This is a genomic window from Phycicoccus elongatus Lp2 (assembly GCF_000367525.1).
Classification (GTDB): domain Bacteria; phylum Actinomycetota; class Actinomycetes; order Actinomycetales; family Dermatophilaceae; genus Phycicoccus_A; species Phycicoccus_A elongatus.
The window spans coordinates 1,065,875-1,085,828 of the sequence record NZ_HF570956.1 but is presented as its reverse complement, the minus strand read 5'-3'; the positions used below and the strand labels follow the sequence as shown (position 1 = coordinate 1,085,828).

At 67.6% G+C, this 19,954-nt stretch carries 21 protein-coding genes; 8 read left to right on the top strand and 13 right to left on the bottom strand.

Features of this window, described 5'->3' with window-relative positions; genetic code table 11:
• Nucleotides 1-44 precede the first annotated feature (44 nt).
• The 10 genes from BN10_RS17745 to BN10_RS05120 all read right to left on the bottom strand — a co-directional run bounded on the left by BN10_RS17745 (nucleotide 45) and on the right by BN10_RS05120 (nucleotide 8,614).
• Nucleotides 45-1,145 carry an alpha/beta fold hydrolase gene (locus BN10_RS17745; protein WP_010850130.1) on the bottom strand — a complete coding sequence of 367 codons (1,101 nt, stop codon included), beginning with the start codon at nucleotides 1,143-1,145 and terminating at the stop codon, nucleotides 45-47.
• 314 nt (nucleotides 1,146-1,459) lie between these two features.
• On the bottom strand, nucleotides 1,460-1,702 hold the full coding sequence (locus BN10_RS17250) for a TetR/AcrR family transcriptional regulator C-terminal domain-containing protein (RefSeq protein ID WP_198014012.1): 243 nt from the start codon (nucleotides 1,700-1,702) through the stop codon (nucleotides 1,460-1,462).
• Between the two features lie 370 nt (nucleotides 1,703-2,072).
• On the bottom strand, nucleotides 2,073-2,858 hold the full coding sequence (locus BN10_RS05155; protein WP_010850127.1) for an iron ABC transporter ATP-binding protein: 786 nt from the start codon (nucleotides 2,856-2,858) through the stop codon (nucleotides 2,073-2,075).
• Nucleotides 2,855-3,820, bottom strand: coding sequence for an iron chelate uptake ABC transporter family permease subunit (locus tag BN10_RS05150; protein WP_198014011.1), 966 nt, complete (start codon nucleotides 3,818-3,820; stop codon nucleotides 2,855-2,857). The genes BN10_RS05155 and BN10_RS05150 overlap by 4 nt, the downstream gene beginning before the upstream one ends.
• Before the next feature lie 74 nt (nucleotides 3,821-3,894).
• On the bottom strand, nucleotides 3,895-4,836 hold the full coding sequence (locus tag BN10_RS05145) for an ABC transporter permease (RefSeq protein WP_010850125.1): 942 nt from the start codon (nucleotides 4,834-4,836) through the stop codon (nucleotides 3,895-3,897).
• 74 nt (nucleotides 4,837-4,910) lie between these two features.
• Entirely contained in the window at nucleotides 4,911-5,924 is a 1,014-nt protein-coding gene (locus BN10_RS05140) for a siderophore ABC transporter substrate-binding protein (RefSeq protein WP_010850124.1), read from the bottom strand.
• A gap of 59 nt (nucleotides 5,925-5,983) precedes the next feature.
• A complete protein-coding gene (locus BN10_RS05135) occupies nucleotides 5,984-6,739 on the bottom strand; it encodes a siderophore-interacting protein (protein ID WP_010850123.1) in 756 nt (251 codons plus the stop codon).
• 157 nt (nucleotides 6,740-6,896) lie between these two features.
• The gene (locus BN10_RS05130; protein WP_233354267.1) at nucleotides 6,897-7,160 is read right to left on the bottom strand and encodes a hypothetical protein; all 264 of its coding nucleotides are present in this window, start codon (nucleotides 7,158-7,160) and stop codon (nucleotides 6,897-6,899) included.
• A 682-nt stretch (nucleotides 7,161-7,842) separates the two neighbouring features.
• On the bottom strand, nucleotides 7,843-8,193 hold the full coding sequence (locus tag BN10_RS05125) for a hypothetical protein (RefSeq protein WP_010850120.1): 351 nt from the start codon (nucleotides 8,191-8,193) through the stop codon (nucleotides 7,843-7,845).
• A gap of 49 nt (nucleotides 8,194-8,242) precedes the next feature.
• Nucleotides 8,243-8,614 (bottom strand): VOC family protein, encoded by a 372-nt coding sequence (locus BN10_RS05120; protein WP_010850119.1) that lies wholly within the window; start codon nucleotides 8,612-8,614, stop codon nucleotides 8,243-8,245.
• A gap of 85 nt (nucleotides 8,615-8,699) precedes the next feature.
• Between BN10_RS05120 and BN10_RS05115 the strand changes: the two genes are divergently transcribed.
• Together BN10_RS05115 and BN10_RS05110 are read left to right on the top strand one after the other, a co-directional pair.
• Complete coding sequence (locus BN10_RS05115; RefSeq protein WP_084310934.1) at nucleotides 8,700-10,076, top strand: IS30 family transposase; 1,377 nt, start codon at nucleotides 8,700-8,702, stop codon at nucleotides 10,074-10,076.
• A 48-nt stretch (nucleotides 10,077-10,124) separates the two neighbouring features.
• A complete protein-coding gene (locus tag BN10_RS05110) occupies nucleotides 10,125-10,577 on the top strand; it encodes a MarR family winged helix-turn-helix transcriptional regulator (protein WP_198014010.1) in 453 nt (150 codons plus the stop codon).
• A gap of 251 nt (nucleotides 10,578-10,828) precedes the next feature.
• Here the strand turns inward: BN10_RS05110 and BN10_RS17955 are convergent, their stop codons facing one another.
• Nucleotides 10,829-10,993, bottom strand: a complete 165-nt coding sequence (locus BN10_RS17955) for a DEAD/DEAH box helicase family protein (protein WP_267878883.1) — start codon at nucleotides 10,991-10,993, stop codon at nucleotides 10,829-10,831.
• 559 nt (nucleotides 10,994-11,552) lie between these two features.
• On the opposite strand from BN10_RS17955, the gene BN10_RS05105 reads away from it, so the two are divergent.
• Nucleotides 11,553-12,380, top strand: a complete 828-nt coding sequence (locus BN10_RS05105; protein WP_040750950.1) for a sulfite exporter TauE/SafE family protein — start codon at nucleotides 11,553-11,555, stop codon at nucleotides 12,378-12,380.
• A gap of 89 nt (nucleotides 12,381-12,469) precedes the next feature.
• Here BN10_RS05105 and BN10_RS17950 read toward each other — a convergent pair whose 3' ends face one another.
• Nucleotides 12,470-12,682 (bottom strand): heavy-metal-associated domain-containing protein, encoded by a 213-nt coding sequence (locus BN10_RS17950; protein WP_010850113.1) that lies wholly within the window; start codon nucleotides 12,680-12,682, stop codon nucleotides 12,470-12,472.
• Nucleotides 12,683-13,019: 337 nt separating this feature from the next.
• On the opposite strand from BN10_RS17950, the gene BN10_RS16740 reads away from it, so the two are divergent.
• The 3 genes from BN10_RS16740 to BN10_RS05085 all read left to right on the top strand — a co-directional run bounded on the left by BN10_RS16740 (nucleotide 13,020) and on the right by BN10_RS05085 (nucleotide 14,881).
• The gene (locus BN10_RS16740) at nucleotides 13,020-13,313 is read left to right on the top strand and encodes a hypothetical protein (RefSeq protein ID WP_156917145.1); all 294 of its coding nucleotides are present in this window, start codon (nucleotides 13,020-13,022) and stop codon (nucleotides 13,311-13,313) included.
• Between the two features lie 75 nt (nucleotides 13,314-13,388).
• Entirely contained in the window at nucleotides 13,389-14,009 is a 621-nt protein-coding gene (locus BN10_RS05090) for a DUF305 domain-containing protein (protein WP_010850111.1), read from the top strand.
• Nucleotides 14,006-14,881 carry a F510_1955 family glycosylhydrolase gene (locus tag BN10_RS05085; RefSeq protein WP_010850110.1) on the top strand — a complete coding sequence of 292 codons (876 nt, stop codon included), beginning with the start codon at nucleotides 14,006-14,008 and terminating at the stop codon, nucleotides 14,879-14,881. The genes BN10_RS05090 and BN10_RS05085 overlap by 4 nt, the downstream gene beginning before the upstream one ends.
• A gap of 85 nt (nucleotides 14,882-14,966) precedes the next feature.
• On the opposite strand, the gene BN10_RS05080 is transcribed toward BN10_RS05085, so the two are convergent.
• Nucleotides 14,967-16,367 carry an MFS transporter gene (locus BN10_RS05080; protein WP_010850109.1) on the bottom strand — a complete coding sequence of 467 codons (1,401 nt, stop codon included), beginning with the start codon at nucleotides 16,365-16,367 and terminating at the stop codon, nucleotides 14,967-14,969.
• A gap of 93 nt (nucleotides 16,368-16,460) precedes the next feature.
• Here BN10_RS05080 and BN10_RS05075 point away from each other — a divergent pair, with 93 nt between their 5' ends.
• Entirely contained in the window at nucleotides 16,461-17,060 is a 600-nt protein-coding gene (locus BN10_RS05075; protein WP_010850108.1) for a TetR/AcrR family transcriptional regulator, read from the top strand.
• 223 nt (nucleotides 17,061-17,283) lie between these two features.
• Nucleotides 17,284-19,671 carry a heavy metal translocating P-type ATPase gene (locus BN10_RS05070; protein ID WP_048548139.1) on the top strand — a complete coding sequence of 796 codons (2,388 nt, stop codon included), beginning with the start codon at nucleotides 17,284-17,286 and terminating at the stop codon, nucleotides 19,669-19,671.
• Nucleotides 19,672-19,954 lie beyond the last annotated feature (283 nt).

The following is a 19,954-nucleotide window of genomic DNA, read 5'->3' as shown; positions in this document are numbered from 1 at the left end:
GTCGGTACCCAACCTGCCGCCGGTGTCGCGCTGGCGAGTGTCGGTCAGCGCGTACTGGGTGGGGAGCCGAGCAGATTCGCGACGGCACCCGCACGCGCCGACGGGCCGGAGAGCTCGAGCTTGGCGTAGATGCGTTGCAGATGACGCTCGACCGTTCGGACGCTGAGGTGCAGGTCGGCAGCGATCGTGGCGTTGTCGCTCCCCCGGGCCACCAGGCGCAGGACCTCGAGTTCGCGCGCCGTCAGGGCATGCACCCCTCGTGTCCTGCCGGCTCCCGATTCGGCCGAGCCCGCGGCTAGGAAGGCTGTCACCTCCCGCAGGAAGACCGGCCACGCCGGCTCGCTTTCGAGCAGGATGTGGTTGTTGCTCTCCAGTGGCACCAGCCGCGCGCCCGGGATCCCGGCCGCGAGCGCTCGACCGTGCTCGAAGGAGTTCATCCGCTCGTGGCGAGAGTGGACGACGAGTGTGGGGACGTCGATGTGGGGCAACAGGTGGGTCGCGTCGGCCTTTCCCCGCTCGCGCCGCGACAGGTATGCCGTGCGCGCCGACACCGCGCGTTGGTGCAGGTCGTCGAGCCAAGCCATCTGCTCCTCGCCCGCGTCGGGAATCATCATGGTCGTGAAGACCCGGCGAAAGAGCGGGTCCTTGCGGTCCCAACCGGCCCGGATCATCGCTTCGAAGGCGGCCTCGAGGTCGCGGTCGTCGTCCGTCACATGCTGCCCGGCTCCCGAGTAGGTGCTCGCACAGACGAAGCGGGTCACCCGGCCCGGTTGCTCATGCAGGTAGTGCAGCGACACCGGACCGCCCTGGGCCATGGCGATCAAGGCGAATCGGTCCAGTCCCGCGTCGTCGACGACAGCCGCGAGATCGTCGACCCGACGTCGCAAGGAGAAGTCCGAGACCTCCCGATCCGAGAGCCCGTGGCCTCGCTCGTCGAAGCGGATGACCGTCGCCACCCGCCCGAGCTCCACGAGATAGTGCCGCCACACCGGACTGCGCCAGTCGAACTCGAGATGGCTCAGCCAGCACGCGTCCAAGACGACCGGGGGCCCGTGCCCGTGCACGGCATACGCAATCCGGACGCCGTCACTGGAGCGACAGAACCGCACCCGCTGTGACGCCTCCAACTGCGCGGCCGTGGTCATCTGATCAGGGTATCCGCGTCCGATGCACCGGAGTCGCCCAATCTGCCCGAGGCGAGTCCCCCGGGGACGAGGGGGTCCACGAGCGTCTGCAGTTGCGCCACATTCCGGGCCATGTCACATGCGCCACCATTTGGCGCAAGTTACATGCGCCACGATCTGGCGCATGTCACTTGCCCCCGTGGGTGGCGCAACTGCAGAGGCTCCGGAGGGGGTAGGTGAGGTGCCGGTGAGCAAGCCCGGGACGGGGTCCGGGATCGACCCGTGGATGGCGTGTCCGGGCGGTGATCGGCGTCGGGATGCTCGGCTCTCGGTCGTCAGGCGCCGTATGCCGCGAGGAAGATGCGCACACCTTCGTCGGCGTAGCCGTCCAGTTGCGCTCGGGTGTAGAGCAGATGGTTGCCGACGACGGCCATCGCCTTGATCACGGGGATCGAGAGCACGAGCCAGTTGAACATCTGGGCGGCGAGTTGGGTGTCGGGGATGTTGAGAAGCCCACGCTCCCCTAATAGGTGTTGACCAACTCGCGCTCGTGCTCGTCCTGCTCGGGGCGCTCTCACCACAGGACCGGCGCGCGACCGGGGCCTAAGCCCGCGAGTGACTGATCCGCGGGATGGTGCACGATCCACCGGGGGGCCTGTCCGGCGACCAGTGCGTTGCGCTCGTCGCTGCGGCCGTCAGTGCCGTACGCCTTGCGGTCCTGGCGGTAGTCCGCGACACCCCGCACACTCTCAAATTTGTCCGGTCGGCCGCCCCATCACTCTCATCCACTCTAGAAATCCTCGACCAACTCTCATTCTCCGACGCCGCCTGTCGGGCCTGCAGGAAAACGACACTGGGATCAGCGTGGATCGAGGAGCCTGAGACCGATCTCGAGCGAGGGCTTTGAGACTTGGTTCTTGGACGGCCGACGGCCTCGAAACACCCCGCTCACACCTGGACTGCAGCGCCGATGGCCCAGTGCAGCGCGACTGGTCGGCCGTCGATCTCGTGGACCGGGATGTCGAGCGCAAAGACCCTCCGCAGCCCCTCGGCCGAGATGACCTGGCGTGCCGGGCCCTCTGCCACGACGCACCCCTGCCGCATCCCGACGATGACGTCGCAGAAGGCCGCGGCGACGTTGACATCGTGCAGGACGACGATGACGGTGCGCCCCAGCTCATCGGCGGCCCGGCGCAGCAACTGCATCGTCGCCCCCGCGTGCTCCATGTCGAGGTTGTTGAGCGGCTCGTCGAGGAGGACGAACTCGGTCTCCTGCGCGAGCACCATCGCCACGAAGGCGCGCTGGCGCTGCCCGCCGGACAGTTCGTCGAGGTAGCGGTCGCGGAATGCGTCCATCCCCACCTGGTCCAGGCACTGCTGCACCACCTCGTGGTCGTGCGCGGTCAGCCGTCCCTGGCTGTGGGGGAAGCGCCCGAAGCGCACGAGGTCGACGACGGTGAGCCGCGCCGTCACCCTCGCGTCCTGGCGCAGCACGGCCAACCGGCGCGCCACCTCCTTGGCCGGGGCGCGAAGGACGTCGATGTCATCGAGCAGCACTTGACCGGAGTCGGGCACGAGCAACCGGGCCATCGCCGACAACAGGGTAGACTTGCCGGCCCCGTTCGGCCCGATCAGGCCGGTGACACAACCCCGTTGGAGTTCGACCGAGACATCGTCGAGGACGAGGGTCGTGCCCTTGTCGTAGGAGTGCGTGAGCGCCTGGGCACGGATCACAGCCGGACCGCCTTGACGAGGAGGACGAGGAAATACAGACCGCCGACGAGGTTGATGACCACCGAGAGCGGCACGGACAGGCCGAGCCCGTGCAGGACGACGAACTGGCCGAGCACGAGGGCGAGGACGCCCACCAGCGCCGCACCCACCGCGAGCACCCGGTGCTCGTGCGTCGGCACGAGCTGGCGGGCCAGGTTGGCGATGAGCAGGCCGAGGAAGACCATCGGCCCAACCAACGCCGTCGACGTGGCGACGAGGACCGTGACCACGAGCAGCACGCGGGTCACGACCTTGTGGTGGTCGACCCCGAGCGAGGTGGCCCGGTCCCGGCCGAGGTCGATGACGTCAAGTCGGCGCAACAGCGGCCAGAGGACGAGGCACGACACGACGGTTACCACCGCACAGGCCAGCAGCAGGTCGAGGTCGACCGTCGTGAAGCTCGCGAAGAGGACCGCCTGAAGGGTCAGGTAGTCGTCCGGGCTGAGCAGGCGTGAGGCGAACGAGCTCAACGACGAGAACAACCCACCAAGGACGATCCCGACGAGCACCAGCACGAAGAGGTTGCGACTGTGGGCCCGGAACAGCCAGCGGAACAGCAGCATCCCGAAGGCCGCCAACAGGACCGCATTGAGCAGGAACTGCTCGACGACCCCGAGCAGTTGCAGCGTCCCGGCCCCGAGCGTGAAGACGATGACCGTCTGGATGAACGCGTAGAGCGCGTCGAACCCCATCACCCCCGGGGTCAGGATCCGGCTCCCCGACACCGTCTGGAAAACCAGGCTCGAGACCCCGACCGCGACCCCCACGACGACGAGCGCGCCGAGCTGTCGGCCACGCAGGTTCATCGCGTACGTCCAGTTCCCCCGGACGTTGAAGACCAGGTATGCCGCGCACGCGGCAGCGCAGAGACCGACCAGGACCAGCAGGGTCACCGTGACCCGCCGCCACCGTCTGGCCTCCACCGGCGAACGGTGTGGCGTAGCGGGTTCCGTCGCCTCGCCCGGGTCAGCTGCCCCTCGGGACAGGACACTCGCGCTCATCCGTGGGCCTCCTTACCGGCGGCGCTGCGCATGACCAACCAGACGAAGATGGCGGCGCCAATGACGCCGGCCACGGTCCCGACGGGCACCTCGTAGGGGAAGCGGATGACTCGCCCGAGGACATCGCAGAGCAGGACGAAGCCCGCCCCCGCGAGGGCGGTCACAGGCAGGGTGCGACGCACGTGATCGCCCATGAGCAGGGACACAACATTCGGCACGATCAACCCTAGGAAGGGGATCGCCCCGACCACGACGATGACGGTCGCCGCCATGACGGAGACGATGACCAGGCCGATGTTGAGGACTGCGCGATAGGACACGCCGAGGTTCGTGGCGAACTCCCGGCCCATGCCCACGACAGTGAACCGGTCGGCATACCAGTAACCGATCAGGCCGACCGCGACGACAAGGTACAAGGGTTCGTACTGGCCGGACATGGCTGCGCTGAAGGACCCACTCGACCAGATCTCGAGCAGTTGCAGCAGATCCACCTGATAGGCGACGAAGACGGTCACGGCGCCGATGACGCCGCCGTACATCAACCCGACCAGGGCCACAACGATCGGGTCACGGGCCGGCATCCGGCTCAGAATCTGCAGGAAACCGAACGTACCCGCCAGCGAAACCCCAATGGCGAGAACCATTTTGGCGAGCAGGCTCTGCCCCGGCACCACGACGGTCGCGATGAGGACGCCGAGGATGGCGGCCTCGGTCGTGCCCGACGTGGACGGCGAGACGAAGGAGTTCTGCGTGATCCGCTGCATGATCAGGCCCGCCACGCTCAGCGCCGCACCAGCCATGAGGATCGACAGCACGCGCGGGATGCGCGAGAGCGAGAGAAGTTGCCACTGCGCGGGGCTCGGGTCGAGCAAGTCGCCCACGGGGATGTCGACGACGCCGACCGCCAGCGACAGATAGGCCGCGACGAGCAGCGCCACGGTGGCGACGCCGAGGTGCCAGCCACGAAGTCTCGCCCTGCGAGACTCCGTGGCCGGCGCATGCTGGGTGATCGTCAGAGCGAGCCCTGCACGTCCTCGACCATCTGCTGCCACGAGCTGGGCGCAGAGGTGGCGATGTACCAGGAGAAGCCGTCGATCTCGACGATCTTCTTGTCCTTGGCGGCATCGGTGGTGCCGACGAGACCGTTGTTGAGCACGTCGAGCGCCGGGGCCTGCGTCTGGCCGACGACCTTGGCGCGGTCGAGGACGAAGAGCACACCCGGGTTGTACTGGACGAAGAACTCCTGGCTGATCTCCTCACCGTGCCCGCCCTCGTCGTCGAGCGGGGCGCCGGTCGGCTTGTAGCCGAAGTCCTCATAAACCGTGCCGAAGCGGGAGCCCGGGCCGTAGGCGCTGACCGTGCCGTCGGAGACCTGGACGACCATGGCGCTCTTGCCGGAGTCGGTCGCGGACTTCTTGACCTTGGCGACGTCGGTGGCGATCTTGTCCATCAGATCGCTCGCCTGCTGCTGCTTGCCGAAGATCGAGCCCAGCTGGGTGACCCGCTCGGTGGTGAGCTTGAAGGTGTCGGCCGGGCTCTCGGAGCGCACCGACATGTCGATGACGGCGGGCGCGAACTTCTCGAACTCCTTGACGATCTCCGGTGTGCCACTGCGCGATCCGACGATGACCAGGTCGGGGTTCATCGCCGCGATCGCCTCGTAGTCGGGCTCGAAGAGGGTGCCGACCTGCGTCGCCTTCTCGTACTTCGCGAGGTCCGCCGGCAGGGCCGAGTTCGGCTTCGGGACGGCGTCGACCTCGACGCCGAGGTCGGTCAGCGTGCGGATGACGCTCCAGTCGATGGCGACGACCGTCTTGGGATTGGCCGGCACCTCGACCGTGCGCCCCTGAGCGTCGGTGATGCTGACCGGGCCGCTCGGCGCGGTGCTGCCAGCGACCGTGCTGCCCGAGCCGGGCGAGCCGCTCGCGGATGGTTCTGCGGTGGAGCTGCCGCAACCGGTCGCCAGCAGGGCGGCCGTCGCGATGGTGGCGATTGCTACTCCCCGGCGGGATCGGAGGTAGAACATCAGGTCATGCCTTTCGGTCGGTGTTGCGGAGTCACTTCGTATGCCGTGTGGTCGGTTTGTCATTCGTCGAGCGGGGCGTGGTGGTCGCGTCCGGCGATGCCGCGCTTCCAGTAGCCGTCGACCTCCAGGTCGTCCTGGGCGACCCCGAGACCCTTCGCGGTTTGGCGGACGGCGAGCATCGCGCCGGCTTCCCCGGCCGCCCAGATGAGGTCGCCCGGGCGCGGCCCGAGGGCAATGAGCTCACGGACAAGCGCGGTGCCGTTGGCGCCTGCCACGACGGTGACGCTCGCCTCGGCCCGAGTCGGCAAGTCGGCGGTGAGGCGGTCCTCGGTCTCGAGCACGACGTGCACCTCGGCCCCGTCGGGCGCCTCCTCGAGCCAGCGCGCTGCCGCGGGATGAGCACTGTCGTCGACCAGGACGAGGTATCGAGACCGATCCGCCGGCATGACGTGTGACCCGCGCGGACCCAGCACGCCGACCCTGGCGCCGACGCCGGCGCCGCGCGCCCACGTGCTGCCGGGGCCACTGCCGTGAAGCACGACGTCGACGATGACGCTGTCCTCGTCGGGCACCGCGCGGATCGTGTAGTCGCGCATGACGGGGCGCTCGCCGCCTTCGAGGTCGAGTTCACCGCTGTCGGGGTGCGGGAAGGCGAGCTTGACGTGGTCACCGACCGCGAGGGGGATGTGGGGCACCGGCGCCGTCCCCGGCTCGAAGGTGATCCTGACGCGACGCAGTCGGTCGCTCAGGTCGGACACCTCGGACACCGCCCCCAGCCTGGTGTGCAGGTCGTGACGGATTCTCTCGCCGATCATCGCTTGGGCTCCTTGTAGTTAGGTAAGCCTAACCTTAGTCCCTCCCTCGCATCGCTGGTCACTCGGGGTCGGTGCTGAGTCCTGCCCGCCTGTCGGCCTCGGTGGAGGCAGCGTGACCTCGCAAGGATTCGCCCGGCCGGTCAGCCGATCCGACCGGTCAGCCGATCCGACCGGCGGAGACCTGACGGGCCAGAGCCGCGCGGTCGATCTTCGCGTTGTGCCGACGGTCGACCGGGAGCTCGTCGATGAACTCGAAGCGATCGATGCCCGCTGTGGCCTCATGACGCGCCGCCAGCTCCACCAGCACGGCCGCAATGGCGACCGAGCGATCGCGCGCCGACGGATGGAGCTCGACGACGACCAACGGGACGACGCCGGCAGGCCCGGCACCTGGCGGCCCCGTGAGGGCGCTTCGGGCCACGTCCGGGTGGCCGTTGATGATGGGCCCGCAGCACGGGGGATGGTAGGTCCGACCCCGCATGCAGCGGCACCGTTCGCTGCCACATCTGGTCCCCCGGGTCCAGGACCACACGCCGCTGCCAGGCCGTGTCCGCGTGGTCCCCGACACCGAGGTCGGGAAGCACGCCCTTGCGGGTGTTGCGCAGAATGGTCGCGGCGACGGCGGCCGCGGCTGGACCCGAAGGTCCGCACCTCGATCCACAACTGGGCGGCGACCAGTTCATCGATGTCCGGGGAGAGCGTGGCCAGCCGGTTCGCCAGCAGGCTCGCCCCCGGGACCAGGAGCCAGGCCAACGCGGCCGCGCCCGGCACGTCAGAGCATGTCCGTGAAGAAGTCCGTCAGGTGCGTGGCGGAACAGCCGGCAAGGTGGGGGGCGCCGCCGCCGGATTCAGCGACATGATCAGGGCAGCTTTGGACAAGATCGATGCCCTGCACAAGTGCGCCGAGAACCCAACCAACCCGGTGTTGGCCGGGAGCTGCACGAACGACGCGGTCGCCTTATTGATCTCACCCCGAAGGGTCTTGAGCTGGTCGGGACCTTTTGCTGGGCGGCTGGGTCCTTGTCGTACTGCTGCCGGGTCAGTGCGAGCACCCGGACAGGCCGCGGTGGCGCGGTGGTCCCCGGTCGCCAGCAGCAGCTCGGTCATCGACCGGCGGGCTGGGCGTCCTGGGCGGCTCGGCAACGGGCGGTGAGTACGGCGAGCTCGGCGAAGAGGTCGTCGTCGACCCGGGTGAAGTTGAAGCATGACTTGCCCTGCATGCGCTTGCGCAGGGCCGGGCCGAGGTCGGCGAGCAGCCCCGGATCGCGATAGACGGGCATCAGGTGGTAGGCCACCTGCGCCTTCTTGCGCATCACCGCGCCGAAGAACTCCGCGGGATCCTGCGACGTCTCCAGGTACAGCTGGTCCGCGTCGTCGCGCGTGGCGACCAGCCCCTCAGCGTGCTCGCGCAGCATCGCTGCAAGACGTTCAAAGACGGGGTCGAGATCGGGCATCGGCGCACCTTCCGTTCCGACAGCACTTGTCCAGCAGGCTTGCAATCGCTCAGGAGTCCTCGCGGGCGAAGCTCACGAGACCGAGGGTGTTGCCCTCGGAGTCGGTGACGAAAGCCTGCCACTCGGTCGTGCCTGCAGGACCCAGGACATCGTCCTCGTGCCTGAAGATGGGGTGCGGCTCGCTGACGACCTCCACCCGGTCCCGCAACGCCTCGAGGCTCCTCCGGACGTCATCGACCTCGAGATAGAGCATCGACGACGGCGCAGTCGCGTCGAGAAGCAGCCGGGTGCCGTCCAAGTCGAAGAACACCAGCCCCGGTGGGTTGAAACGGCCAGTTGGCTCCGTACCGAGCACGTCGCCGTAGAACGCGGCCGCGCGGTCGAGGTCGGTGGCCCGGAGTGCAACCTGGACGAGCTTCATCGCGACTACCTCTATCAGGGCGGATTCAACTGGTCGTCGCAACACCCTCTTCATGGAGGTGTTGATGGGCAGGCCAGCGGGATGGATGACGCAGCTGACGGGTCGGGGACCGATGAGGTCGCCGGGGGCGCCGTCGCATCGTCGGGAGGTGGAGAGAGGGTTCTGGCGGGAGATCGCCAAGGGGCTGTTGGCCGAGGAGGCTGCCGAAGTGGTCGGCGCGTCGCAAGCCGTGGGAGCGCGATGGTTCCGCCACGGTGGCGGCATGTCACCGTTCGACCTGAAGGCGTTCTCGGGTAGGTATCTGACGTTCGCCGAGCGCGAGGAGATCGCGTTGTTGAAGGCTCAGGGCGCTGGCGTGCGGACCATCGCACGTGAGGTGGGTCGTTCACCCTCGACTATCAGTCGGGAGCTACGCCGTAACGCTGCGACTCGTGGCGGGAAGCTGGAGTACCGGGCGTCGGTGGCGCAGTGGAAGGCTGAGCTGGTCGCCCGCCGGCCGAAGACCGCGAAGCTCGTCGCCAACGAGCCGCTGCGCGCGTATGTGCAAGAGCGGCTGGCGGGTCAGGTCACCCGCCCTGATGGCACGGTCGTGCTCGGCCCGCCGGTCGGAACGTGGAGCGGACGGAACAAGCCCCACCGTAAGGACCGGGCCTGGGTCAGTGGCTGGAGCCCGGAACAGATCGCCAACCGGCTACCGATCGACTTCCCCGATGATGAGTCGATGCGGATCTCGCACGAGGCGATCTACCAGGCGCTGTACATCGAAGGCCGCGGCGCCCTGAAGCGTGAGCTGATCTTGTGCCTGCGCACCGGACGCGCGTTGCGCGCCCCGCGGGCCCGGTCGCGGCGCAAGACCCGGGCGCACGTGACTCCCGAAGCCCTGATCAGTGAACGTCCCGCCGAGGTCGAGGACCGTGCCGTGCCCGGGCACTGGGAGGGCGACCTGATCATCGGCCTGGAGCGCTCCGCGATCGGCACACTGGTCGAGCGCACGACGCGCTACACGATGCTGGTCCACCTCCCCCGTGAGGAAGGGTGGCGACACAAGGGCGCGGTCAAGAACGGCCCGGCCCTGGCCGGCTACGGCGCGATCACGATGAAGAACCGCCTCGCCGAGACCATGTCGACCCTGCCCGAGCAGCTGCGCCGCTCGATCACCTGGGACCGCGGCAAGGAGATGTCCGCCCACGCACAGTTCAAGGTCGAGACCGGCATCCCGGTCTTCTTCGCCGACCCCCACAGCCCCTGGCAGCGAGCCACCAACGAGAACGGCAACGGCCTGCTACGGCAGTACTTCCCCAAAGGCACCGACCTCTCCCGCTGGTCCGCAGAAGACCTCGACGCCGTCGCCCACGCCCTCAACACCAGGCCCCGAAAAGTCCTCGACTGGAAGACCCCCGCCGAAGCCCTCGACCAGCACCTACGATCGTCCCCACCAACCGGTGTTGCTTCCACTGGTTGAATCCGGTCAGTGTCACTAAGATGTGTTAGGTAACCTAACATGATGCGTGTGGACACGGAAGAGCTGACCGAGGCCGGCAGGCGGCTGAACTCCTTCGCCATCCACCTGCTCCGCGCGATGCGCCGGGTGGACGCGGAGTCGGGCCTGACGCCGGCGCGGCTGAGCGCCCTCTCGGTCCTGCACTTCGGTGGGCCGCGGACACTTGGCCGGCTCGCCCGCGACGAGGACGTGACCAGCGCGACCATGTGCCGGCTCGTCGACGCCCTGTGCGAACTCGGACTGGCCGAGCGCGGCCCACACCCTGACCACGGCGGCATGGTCCTGGTCGCGGCCACCGAGAAGGGCAACGCCTTGATGCGCGCAGCCGCTCAACGGCGCATCGACCTCATTGCGAGGGCTCTGCACGACCTACCCGCCAGTGAGCAACGCCTGGTGCTCCGGGCCAGCGGCCCCCTCGGCGAACTGGAGGAGCGCGTCCGGCAACGGGTGCGGCCCGGCTAGGACGCACGCCCTGGAGCCGTCCGGCTCCCACCCTCGACAGCCCTCCGGCGCACACGGTGTCGAGGGCACCAGCCCGCTCCGATCGCCCACAGTCCCCACCTCGGCTGGTGTCCTCCGGGTGGTGGACATCACCTGCAGCGTGCGACAGGCGGCTGCTGAACGATTGCCGGTAGCTCCGTTTTCCGGCAAGACTCGGGCCGAGTCGGCGGAAGCCCTCCATGCGATTGCCCACCCACCCAGTGTTGGGAGGCTCAAGTGGCCAGGTTCTGCCGGAAGAAGGCGAAGGTCTGTTTGCCGGGTGTGGCGGTCAGGCCGATGACGTGGGCGTCGAAGTACTCGAGCACCCCGCGCCAGACGCCATAGATGGAGCGGTGTGCCTCGTCGATGATGACGAGGTCGAAGGCCTGTGGAGGCAGGTCCTTGGAGTAGGTGACGGTGACGGGCGCGTCGGGGACCTAGTCGTCCAGGTTGGGTTCATCGCCTCGAACTTCGCCGCCGAAGTGCCGATCTGTCTCACGCCGTCTCAGGCTCCCGGTAAGTCTCAAAATCGCTCACCGTTGACACGTTGAACTGTCCGGGTCCGAGGGAAATTGATCCATGGGGCACCTACGACCTACGAAACTGAGCGCACTTCGTTCGAAGAAACTGATCAGCGAGCACGTCGGCCACTCTCGGGCCGACAGCTGTTGGACATGTTTGCGGCGCGAGCCCCAGCGAACGTCGACCGATCGCACTCAAAATGCATGCAGCTCTCCAAGCCAGCGGAAATGGAGCACCTCAGCGCGCATGCAGTCATCGATGCCTCCGGCACCTGGAGCGGCCCGAACCCCCTCGGAGGAGGAGCACCGAACCTCTACTACACAGTCCCGGTGCCCCCCCTCGATCCTGGACGCGGGGTAACTCCCCCATGAGGCACGCCAACACTCATGGAGCACCTAACCTGTGTGCGTGGACCTCCCGCCATGGTCGAGCGCAATGAGTATCGAACACCCCACGCATTCGACCCGCACGTCCCTGCCGGAACGGCGCAACAAGTGGGCCGCAGCAGGTGCCGGGGCTGCCGTTGGGTTGCTCGGCGGCATGATCGGCCTGGGCGGTGCCGAGTTCCGGCTACCCCTGCTCATCGGACTCTTTGGGTTCTTGGCCCTCGAAGCCGTCATCCTCAACAAGGCCATGAGCCTCCTCGTGGTCGCCACCGCATTGCCCGCCAGGCTGGTCGCGGTCCCTTTGGAACAGCTCACCCCGCACTGGCCGATCATCGTCAACCTCCTCACCGGAAGCCTTCTCGGCGCCTACCTCGGTGCGACCTGGGCAACCCGCATGCGAAATCGCACCCTCCACCGGGTCCTCGCCATCCTGCTGATCCTGATCGCGGCCGCCCTTTTGGTCACCCATCTCGGACGGGTGCAACCCGCCGAATTACAAGGGCCACTTCAAACGATTACCGGCGTCGCAGCAGGAGCAGGCATCGGCGTGGTCGCCGCCCTCATGGGAGTCGCCGGTGGGGAACTGCTGATCCCCACGATCGTGCTGCTCTACGGGGCAGACATCAAAATCGCAGGCAGCCTCTCCCTCGCAGTCTCGCTGCCCACGATGCTGGTCGCGTTCGCCCGCTATAGCCAAGACAAATCCTTCGCCGTGCTCCGGCACAACCGTGCCTTCCTGCTCGCCATGGCCATCGGATCAGTGGCCGGCACCGCCGCAGGCGGAGCGCTCCTCGACGTCGTCCCCACCGAGGTGCTTGTCCCCCTCCTCGCCGTACTACTCGTCATTTCAGCTCGCAAAGTCTGGCAACACGGCTGACCCAAGAACGTGATCGAAACCCGCCGACGGAGCCAGGTGTGCGGCGCCGTCGGCCGATACGACGGTTGATACTTAAGTGCTGGTTGGGGTCAGGCGGTCGCGTAGCCAGCAGAGGCGATCGCGGCACGCACCGCGGCTTCGTCAACGTCCTCACCGGTGGCGGTGACGGTTGAGGCGGCCAGGTCGACGTCGGCTCCGGTGATGCCGGGGACGGACTCGGCCGCGGCGCTGACTTTGGTGGCGCAGCCGCCGCAGGTCATACCGTTGACGGTGATAGTGGCGGTGGAGCTGGTGGTGCTCATGGATGGGTCCTTTCGTGAGCGATCGCCCGGTTCGTGGCGAATGTTGCGAACTATACCCTTAGGGGGTATATGTATGTGACGCGTCCCTGCTCGAGGGTGGGATCGTGGAAGCGCATCCTGCGCGCGTGCGAGAATCGGAGTCATGTTGGCCTCAGTGGCAATGGCTCGGCGCGGGTGGCAGTTGGTTGCTGTCTTCGTGCTGGCCTTGGCTGTGGTGGGGATGCATTCCCTGGGCGCTGGTCACCACGGCGCGACGACGACTGTGGGTCACGGCTCTCACCTAACTGCGGGGGCCGAGGTCGAGGCAGACGATCATCTGCCTGCCACCAGTTCAGGCATGGATCACCACGCCGCCGATGTGGCAGCGCCGACCGTCGCGCAGGAGGCGATGCAGACCGGGGTCATGGCGACATGCGTCGGGTGCCTGGCCGGCGAAGGCGCCATGGGTGCCATGTGCCTGGCGGTGGTGTCGAGCTTGCTCGCCCTGGCACTGCTGCTGTCCTTGCGGCACCTGTTGCGTGGGCGGCCTGCCCTGACGCTTCCGGCGTGGGCGCGAACAGCGGTCACGCCGCGCTCACCGCTGCGGCGAATAGCGCTCTCACCGATCGAGGTTTGTGTGCTGCGGACGTGAGCAAGGGCGCGGGCAATGCCCGCACCCCACTCTTTCCTGCACGCCCAGCTAGACCCTCGAAAAGGAGAATGACCTATGAAGCGCATCACCCGTGTCCTTGTCGTGTCCGCCCTCGCGGCCGCGACCCTGTCCGCCTGCACCGACAACGGTGGGCATGACATGGACAACATGAACAGCACCCGCACCAGCCCCGGCGCGGCCTCGTCCTCCCCCTCAGGACAGTCCGCCCCGGGAGCACACAACGACGCCGACGTCGCCTTCGCGACCGACATGATTCCTCACCACGCTCAGGCTGTGGCCATGGCCAAGATGGTGCCGACCCGGGCCAGCAGCCAGCAGGTCAAAGACCTCGCAACGCAGATCCAAGCCGCACAGGACCCCGAGATCAAGCTGATGTCGGGGTGGCTGGAGGCCTGGGGTGAGCCGGTGCCCGCAGCAGGTGAGATGCAGCACGGCGACGGCATGATGAGCATGGAGGAGATGGGTCAGCTCGAGACCGCCACCGGCGCCGCGTTCGACAAGATGTGGTTGGAGATGATGATCAAGCACCACGACGGGGCGATCGTCATGGCCCGTATCGAGTTGACCGAAGGCGGCGACGCCGAGGCCAAGAAGTTGGCGCAGGCGATCGTTGATGGGCAGGGCAAGGAGATTGCCGCCATGAACTCTTTGCTCGCCGGCAACCAGAATCCGTGAGACGACGGATTGTGCTGCCGCTGGTCGCAGCGGTGGTGTTCGCGGCGTTGATCGTTGCCAGCGGCGGCCTGTTCGAGCCCGATGACTCCACCCCCGGAGATCTCGCTGTCGGTGGCCAGAAGGGTTCGAGCCCGCTGATCACCGGGCATGTGCACGGGATCGCCAGACATCCCGATCGTGGGGACGTCTATGTCGCCACCCACGACGGGCTGTTCGTGATCACGGGGTCGGCACCGCCGCGGTTCGTTGGTCCGGCCATCGACCTCATGGGCTTCACGATCACAAAGTCGGGTGATCTGCTCGCGTCCGGGCATCCCGGGGTCGGCACAGATCTCCCGCAGCCCGTGGGACTCATCGAGTCGGTCGATGGCGGGAAGAGCTGGGCTGTCCGTTCTCGTGGTGGGCAGTCCGACTTCCATGCCCTGAGCGCGTCAGCGGGTGGCGTCGTCGGCTATGACGGCACGCTGCGGGCCAGTGACGACGGCAGCTCGTGGCGGACGTTGTCCTCGCCGCCGGAGGTGATGTCGCTGGGCGCTTCCCCCGACGGGGTGCACTTGTTGGCTGCCACCGGTGCCGGATTGCAGTCCTCGAGCACCGCAGGGAAGGCGTGGGCGCTCGTGCCCGGCGCACCCGCCCTGGTGCTCGTGGACTGGGCCGACGACAACCAGGTCGTGGGTGCGGATCGTGCCGGCGCTGTGTTCTCCAGTGGCGATGCCGGTCGCACTTGGGAGCGAGTCCCCGCGAAGGCACTCGGGCCACCCCAAGCCCTGAGTGCCAGCATCCAGGACGGGCGGGTGGAGATCTTGGCCGTGACCCACGCGGCCATCCTGCGCTCGAGCGATGGTGGGTCAGCCTTCACCCCGCTGGGCTGACGCTGCCTCAGGGCTGCTCAGCACGTGGCCTCAACCCGCACCGGCTACCTCCTTGTCGATGGCAAGGGGGTAGCCGGTGCGGAACTCACGCCTGCTCGGCGGGCTGGGGACCCGGGGTGAGCGCGAGAGCGATGAGAGCCGACGCTGCGGCAGCGATTGCGGCAACGGCGAACCCACGGGTGAACCCGTCGTTCGTGGCGCCGGTGAGACTGACCGCGGCCACACTGGAGATGACCGAGGCGCCGATGGAGGCACCCAGCTCGTGCGAAGTGCTGACGATCCCGGAGGCGATTCCTGCCTCGTGCGGGGCGACCTGCCCCAGAGCGGTTGCGGAGGCGACCACGAACAGTGCGCCGGTGCCTGCCGCCGCGATCACGACTCCGATCAGAGCCCATCCCACGTGTAGGGACAGGGCTGGGATCGCCATCCCTGCGGCCGCGAGACCGAGCCCGGACACCGCCAGTGTGCGCACGCCCAGGCGGGCCAGCAACCGGCCGGTCAGTTGCGCACCGGCCATCGTGGCCAGTGCGACCGGCAGGAACAACAGTCCGGCCCTCATCGGCCCGTAACCCAGTCCGTGTTGGAAGTAGAACGTGCCCAGGAAGAAGACCGCAACCATGAGGGCTGTTGCGACGAAGATCAGGAACGTGCCCGTGGCAACAGGCCGGCGAGCCAACAGTCGCACATCCATCAAGGGGGTCGCAGTGGTGCGCTGCCAGGCAACGAACAACGCAAACCCGATCGCGGAGGCCGCGACGAGCACGCCGGTGCGGGCAGCGAACCAGCCGGTTTCACCTGCCCCGACGAACGCGTAGATCAAGACGACCGACGACGCCGTGACCAGTACAGCGCCCAGGACATCGAGGCGAGGATCGGTGAGCGACGTCAGGCCGGTCGGCAGCATCTTTGTCAGCGCCACCAGAATGACCAGGCCGATCGGAACGTTGACCCAGAACACCCATTCCCACCCGGGCCCGGCGGTCAGGATCCCACCGATGAGGACACCCAGGGCTGCTCCCCCACCCCCGAGTGCGGACCACACGCCTAGGGCACGGTTGCGCTCCTCGCCCTGAAACAGCGAAACCACCAGCGACAACGCGGCCGGCGACAGGAGTGCGGCGCCCGCTCCTTGCCCGACGCGACCCAACAGCAGCGTTTCCGCAGACGTCGAGAAACCGGCCATCAGCGAGGCTGCCGTGAACAGGGTCAACCCGATGAGCAGGACGCGACGCGCACCGAAGATGTCTGCGAGCCGACCACCCAGGAGCATGAGGCCACCGAAAGTCAGGGTGTACGCGCTCACCGTCCAGGTCAGAGCCTCCCGGCTCAGGCCCAGATCGCTCTGGATGTGCGGCAGCGCGATCGCCACCACGGTCACATCCAGAATCAGCATCAGCTGGGCCACACCCAAGAACCCCAAAATCTTCCAACGTGCAGCGTGCGCTGCCCCCACCTCGACGGGATCGGATACCTGCTGGCCAGTCATGGCACTACCTCCACTCTCGTTACTCGTACTTTGATGTACGACTTAGAACCGTATCCTAAGTCGGATATTCCCGTACGAGTTAAGATGGGTGTCATGACTTCGCCACGAGGGACCGCGCCCCCGTCGACGCGACGCCGCGCGGAGCGCGCAGATGCGCAGGAGAACCGGCTGCGGATCCTGGATGCGGCTCGCCGCCTGCTCAGTCGCGAACCGAGCGCGACCATGGAGGACATCGCGCACGAAGCGGGTGTCGGCCGAATGACCCTGTACGGGCACTACCGCACGCGCGCGATCCTGCTCACGGCTGCGCTCGAGCAAGCCCTCGTCGACGGTGAGAAGCAGCTGAGCGGTATCGACCTCGGCGGGGCCCCTCGCGAAGTCTTGACCCGGCTGCTCACCTCGAGCTGGGCGCTGGTCGCCGAGTCGGCCTCCCTGCTGACCGCGGCCGACGGGGTCGTGCCTGCCGATCAACTCAAGGCCATGCACGCCGAACCAGCACTGCGGATCACCGCCCTGCTCCGGAGAGGACAAGCCGAGGGAGCCTTCCGTCGCGACCTGTCCGACCAATGGCTGGGAAGTGCGATCCATTTCATCCTGCACGGCGCCGCCACAGAAGTACGCAACGGCAACCTCTCCCAGGACGAGGCAGCCCGCGTCGTCGTGGGCACCATCGACGCGATGGTCCGCCCCTAACGCGCCCGACCATCCTTCGAAAACTCCCACGCAGGAAGCTCGAGACATCAGCCTCGCTTGCGCCTCGCGCGGCGCCGGATCATCCAGGACGAGCCCAGCCACACGGACCACCCTGTGCGCGGCGCCAGAAGCCGTGGGATCAGCTCCGACAGGGGATAACGCGTCCCAGCCAACAGGTTCGCCTCGTTGACGGCATACCCCTAGGGGGTATACCGTTACACGCATGAGCCATCCCACTGAACGCGCCACTGCTGCGACCACGGTGAAGGATCCTGTCTGCGGGATGGACGTCGATCCCACTGTCAGCACCCACCGCTCTGAGCACGACGGCGCCACATTCCACTTCTGTTCCGCGCGCTGCAAGGCCACGTTCGACGCCGATCCTGCGTCGTACTCCTCGAGCGGCCCCGACGCTCTGGCCGACCACGACGGCGCGCACGAGCACCACGGCCACGGACCCAGCGCGGACGGCGCCGCATCGACGCCGGCGCCTGGAGAAGTCGCGGAGTGGACCTGCCCGATGCACCCGGAGATCCGACGACCCGGTCCCGGTTCATGCCCGATCTGCGGGATGGCCCTTGAGCCGGTGATGGTAACCGCGGACAGCGGGCCCAGCCCTGAGCTGGCGGACATGACCCGCCGTTTCTGGACCGGCGTGGCCCTGTCGATCCCCGTGGTCATCCTGGGCATGGGTGGCGACCTGGTCCCGGCGATCCACGACGCGATCCCGCCGCGCGTGTCCGCGTGGTTGCAACTGATCTTCGCCACCCCGGTGGTGTTGTGGGCGGGGTGGCCGTTCTTCCAGCGGGGCTGGACCTCGGTGCGCACCCTGAAGCTGAACATGTTCACCCTCATCGCCATGGGCACCGGTGTCGCGTGGCTGTTCAGCGTCGTTGCCACCCTCGCACCGGGGATCTTCCCTGAGGCGTTCCGGATGGATGGTGCGGTCGACGTCTACTTCGAAGCCGCCTCGGTCATCACCACCCTTGTCCTGCTCGGGCAGGTTCTCGAGCTGCGGGCCCGCGAGCAAACCTCCGGCGCCATCCGCGCCTTGCTCGACCTCACCCCCGACACGGCGCGCCGGATCGACCCGGATGGCACAGAGCATGAGGTGACCCTGGACCTGGTGAACGTGGGTGACCGGTTCCGGGTCCGGCCGGGCGAGAAGATCCCCGTCGACGGGCTTGTCGAGGAGGGGCGTTCCACCCTGGACGAGTCCTTGGTGACTGGTGAGTCCATGCCGGTGACCAAAACTGTTGACGACACCGTCATCGGCGGCACCATCAACCAGAGCGGCTCCCTGATCGTGCGCGCCGAAAAGGTCGGCCGCGACACCATGCTGGCCCGGATCGTGCAGATGGTCGCCGACGCGCAACGCTCCCGCGCACCGATCCAGCGGGTCGCGGACCAGGTGGCGGCGTGGTTCGTCCCCGCCGTCATCATCATCGCGATCGTCGCGTTCGCAGTGTGGGCAATAGTTGGCCCGGACCCGCGGCTGGCTCACGCGCTCGTCGTGGCCGTGTCCGTCCTGATCATCGCGTGCCCCTGTGCCCTGGGGCTGGCGACACCGATGTCGATCATGGTCGGTGTCGGGCGAGGTGCCGGGCTCGGCGTCCTCATCAAGAACGCCGAAGCGCTCGAACGGATGGAGAAGGTCAACACCCTCGTCGTGGACAAGACCGGAACGCTCACCGAGGGCAAACCGTCCGTGACGCAAATCGTCACGACCAATGGGTTCCAGGAAGACGACCTGCTTCGCCTCGTGGCCGGCGTCGAACGAGCCTCCGAACACCCCCTGGCCACAGCCATCGTCAACGCCGCCACCCAGGCCGGCCTGACCATCCCCGACGTGACCGACTTCGACGCACCCGTGGGCAAGGGCGTGATCGGAACGGTGGAACAGCGACAGGTCCGGGTCGGCAGCGCATCCTTCCTCACCGACGAAGGGCTCGACCCGAGCGCCTTGACAACCCAGGCCGACCAGCTGCGTGCCGACGGTGCCACGGTGATCTTCGCCGGCGTCGACGACCATGTCGCCGGCATCATCGCCATCGCCGACCCCGTCAAGGAGACAACACCGCAGGCCGTGAAAGAGCTGCGCGCCGAGGGCATCGAGGTCGTCATGCTCACCGGCGACAACCGCGTCACCGCCCAAGCCGTCGCCCGCCGACTCGGCATCGACCACGTCGAAGCCGAAGTCATGCCCGACCACAAGGCAGGCGTCGTCCAGCGGCTACGCAGCCAAGGACGGGTCGTGGCCATGGCAGGCGACGGGGTCAACGACGCACCCGCCCTCGCCGCCGCCGACGTGGGCCTGGCCATGGGATCAGGAACCGACGTCGCCATCGAGAGCGCCGGCATCACCCTGCTCAAGGGCGACCTGACCGGCATCGTGCGAGCACGCAAACTGTCCCAGGCGACCATGTCGAACATCCGGCAGAACCTCGTGTTCGCGTTCATGTACAACGTCGCCGGCATCCCCATCGCCGCCGGAGTCCTCTACCCCACCTTCGGACTCCTGCTCTCCCCGATGATCGCCGCAGCAGCCATGGCCCTGTCCTCGGTCAGCGTCATCGCCAATGCCCTACGGCTGCGCACCGGCCGCCTCTGAGCGGCCCCACTCGCACGAACAACGCGCGCCAGTGTGTTGCCGGCCGAGGTGCGCATCTCCGCACCTCGGCTCGGGCGACCCCCTGGACGCGGTGAGCGTCGAGGAACATCAGCGTCGACAAAAGCGTGGAGAACCAGTGATGGTCGTTGACCTCTTGGGGCGCGACCCGACGCTAGGCGCCGCGGCTTGAGGTGAGTTCCCGGCGCAACGCGTCGGTGAGGTCGCTCTGGTTGGGCACCCGCCCTGACCCGGGTACAGGCGGCAGGACAACGCGGGAGTTCGG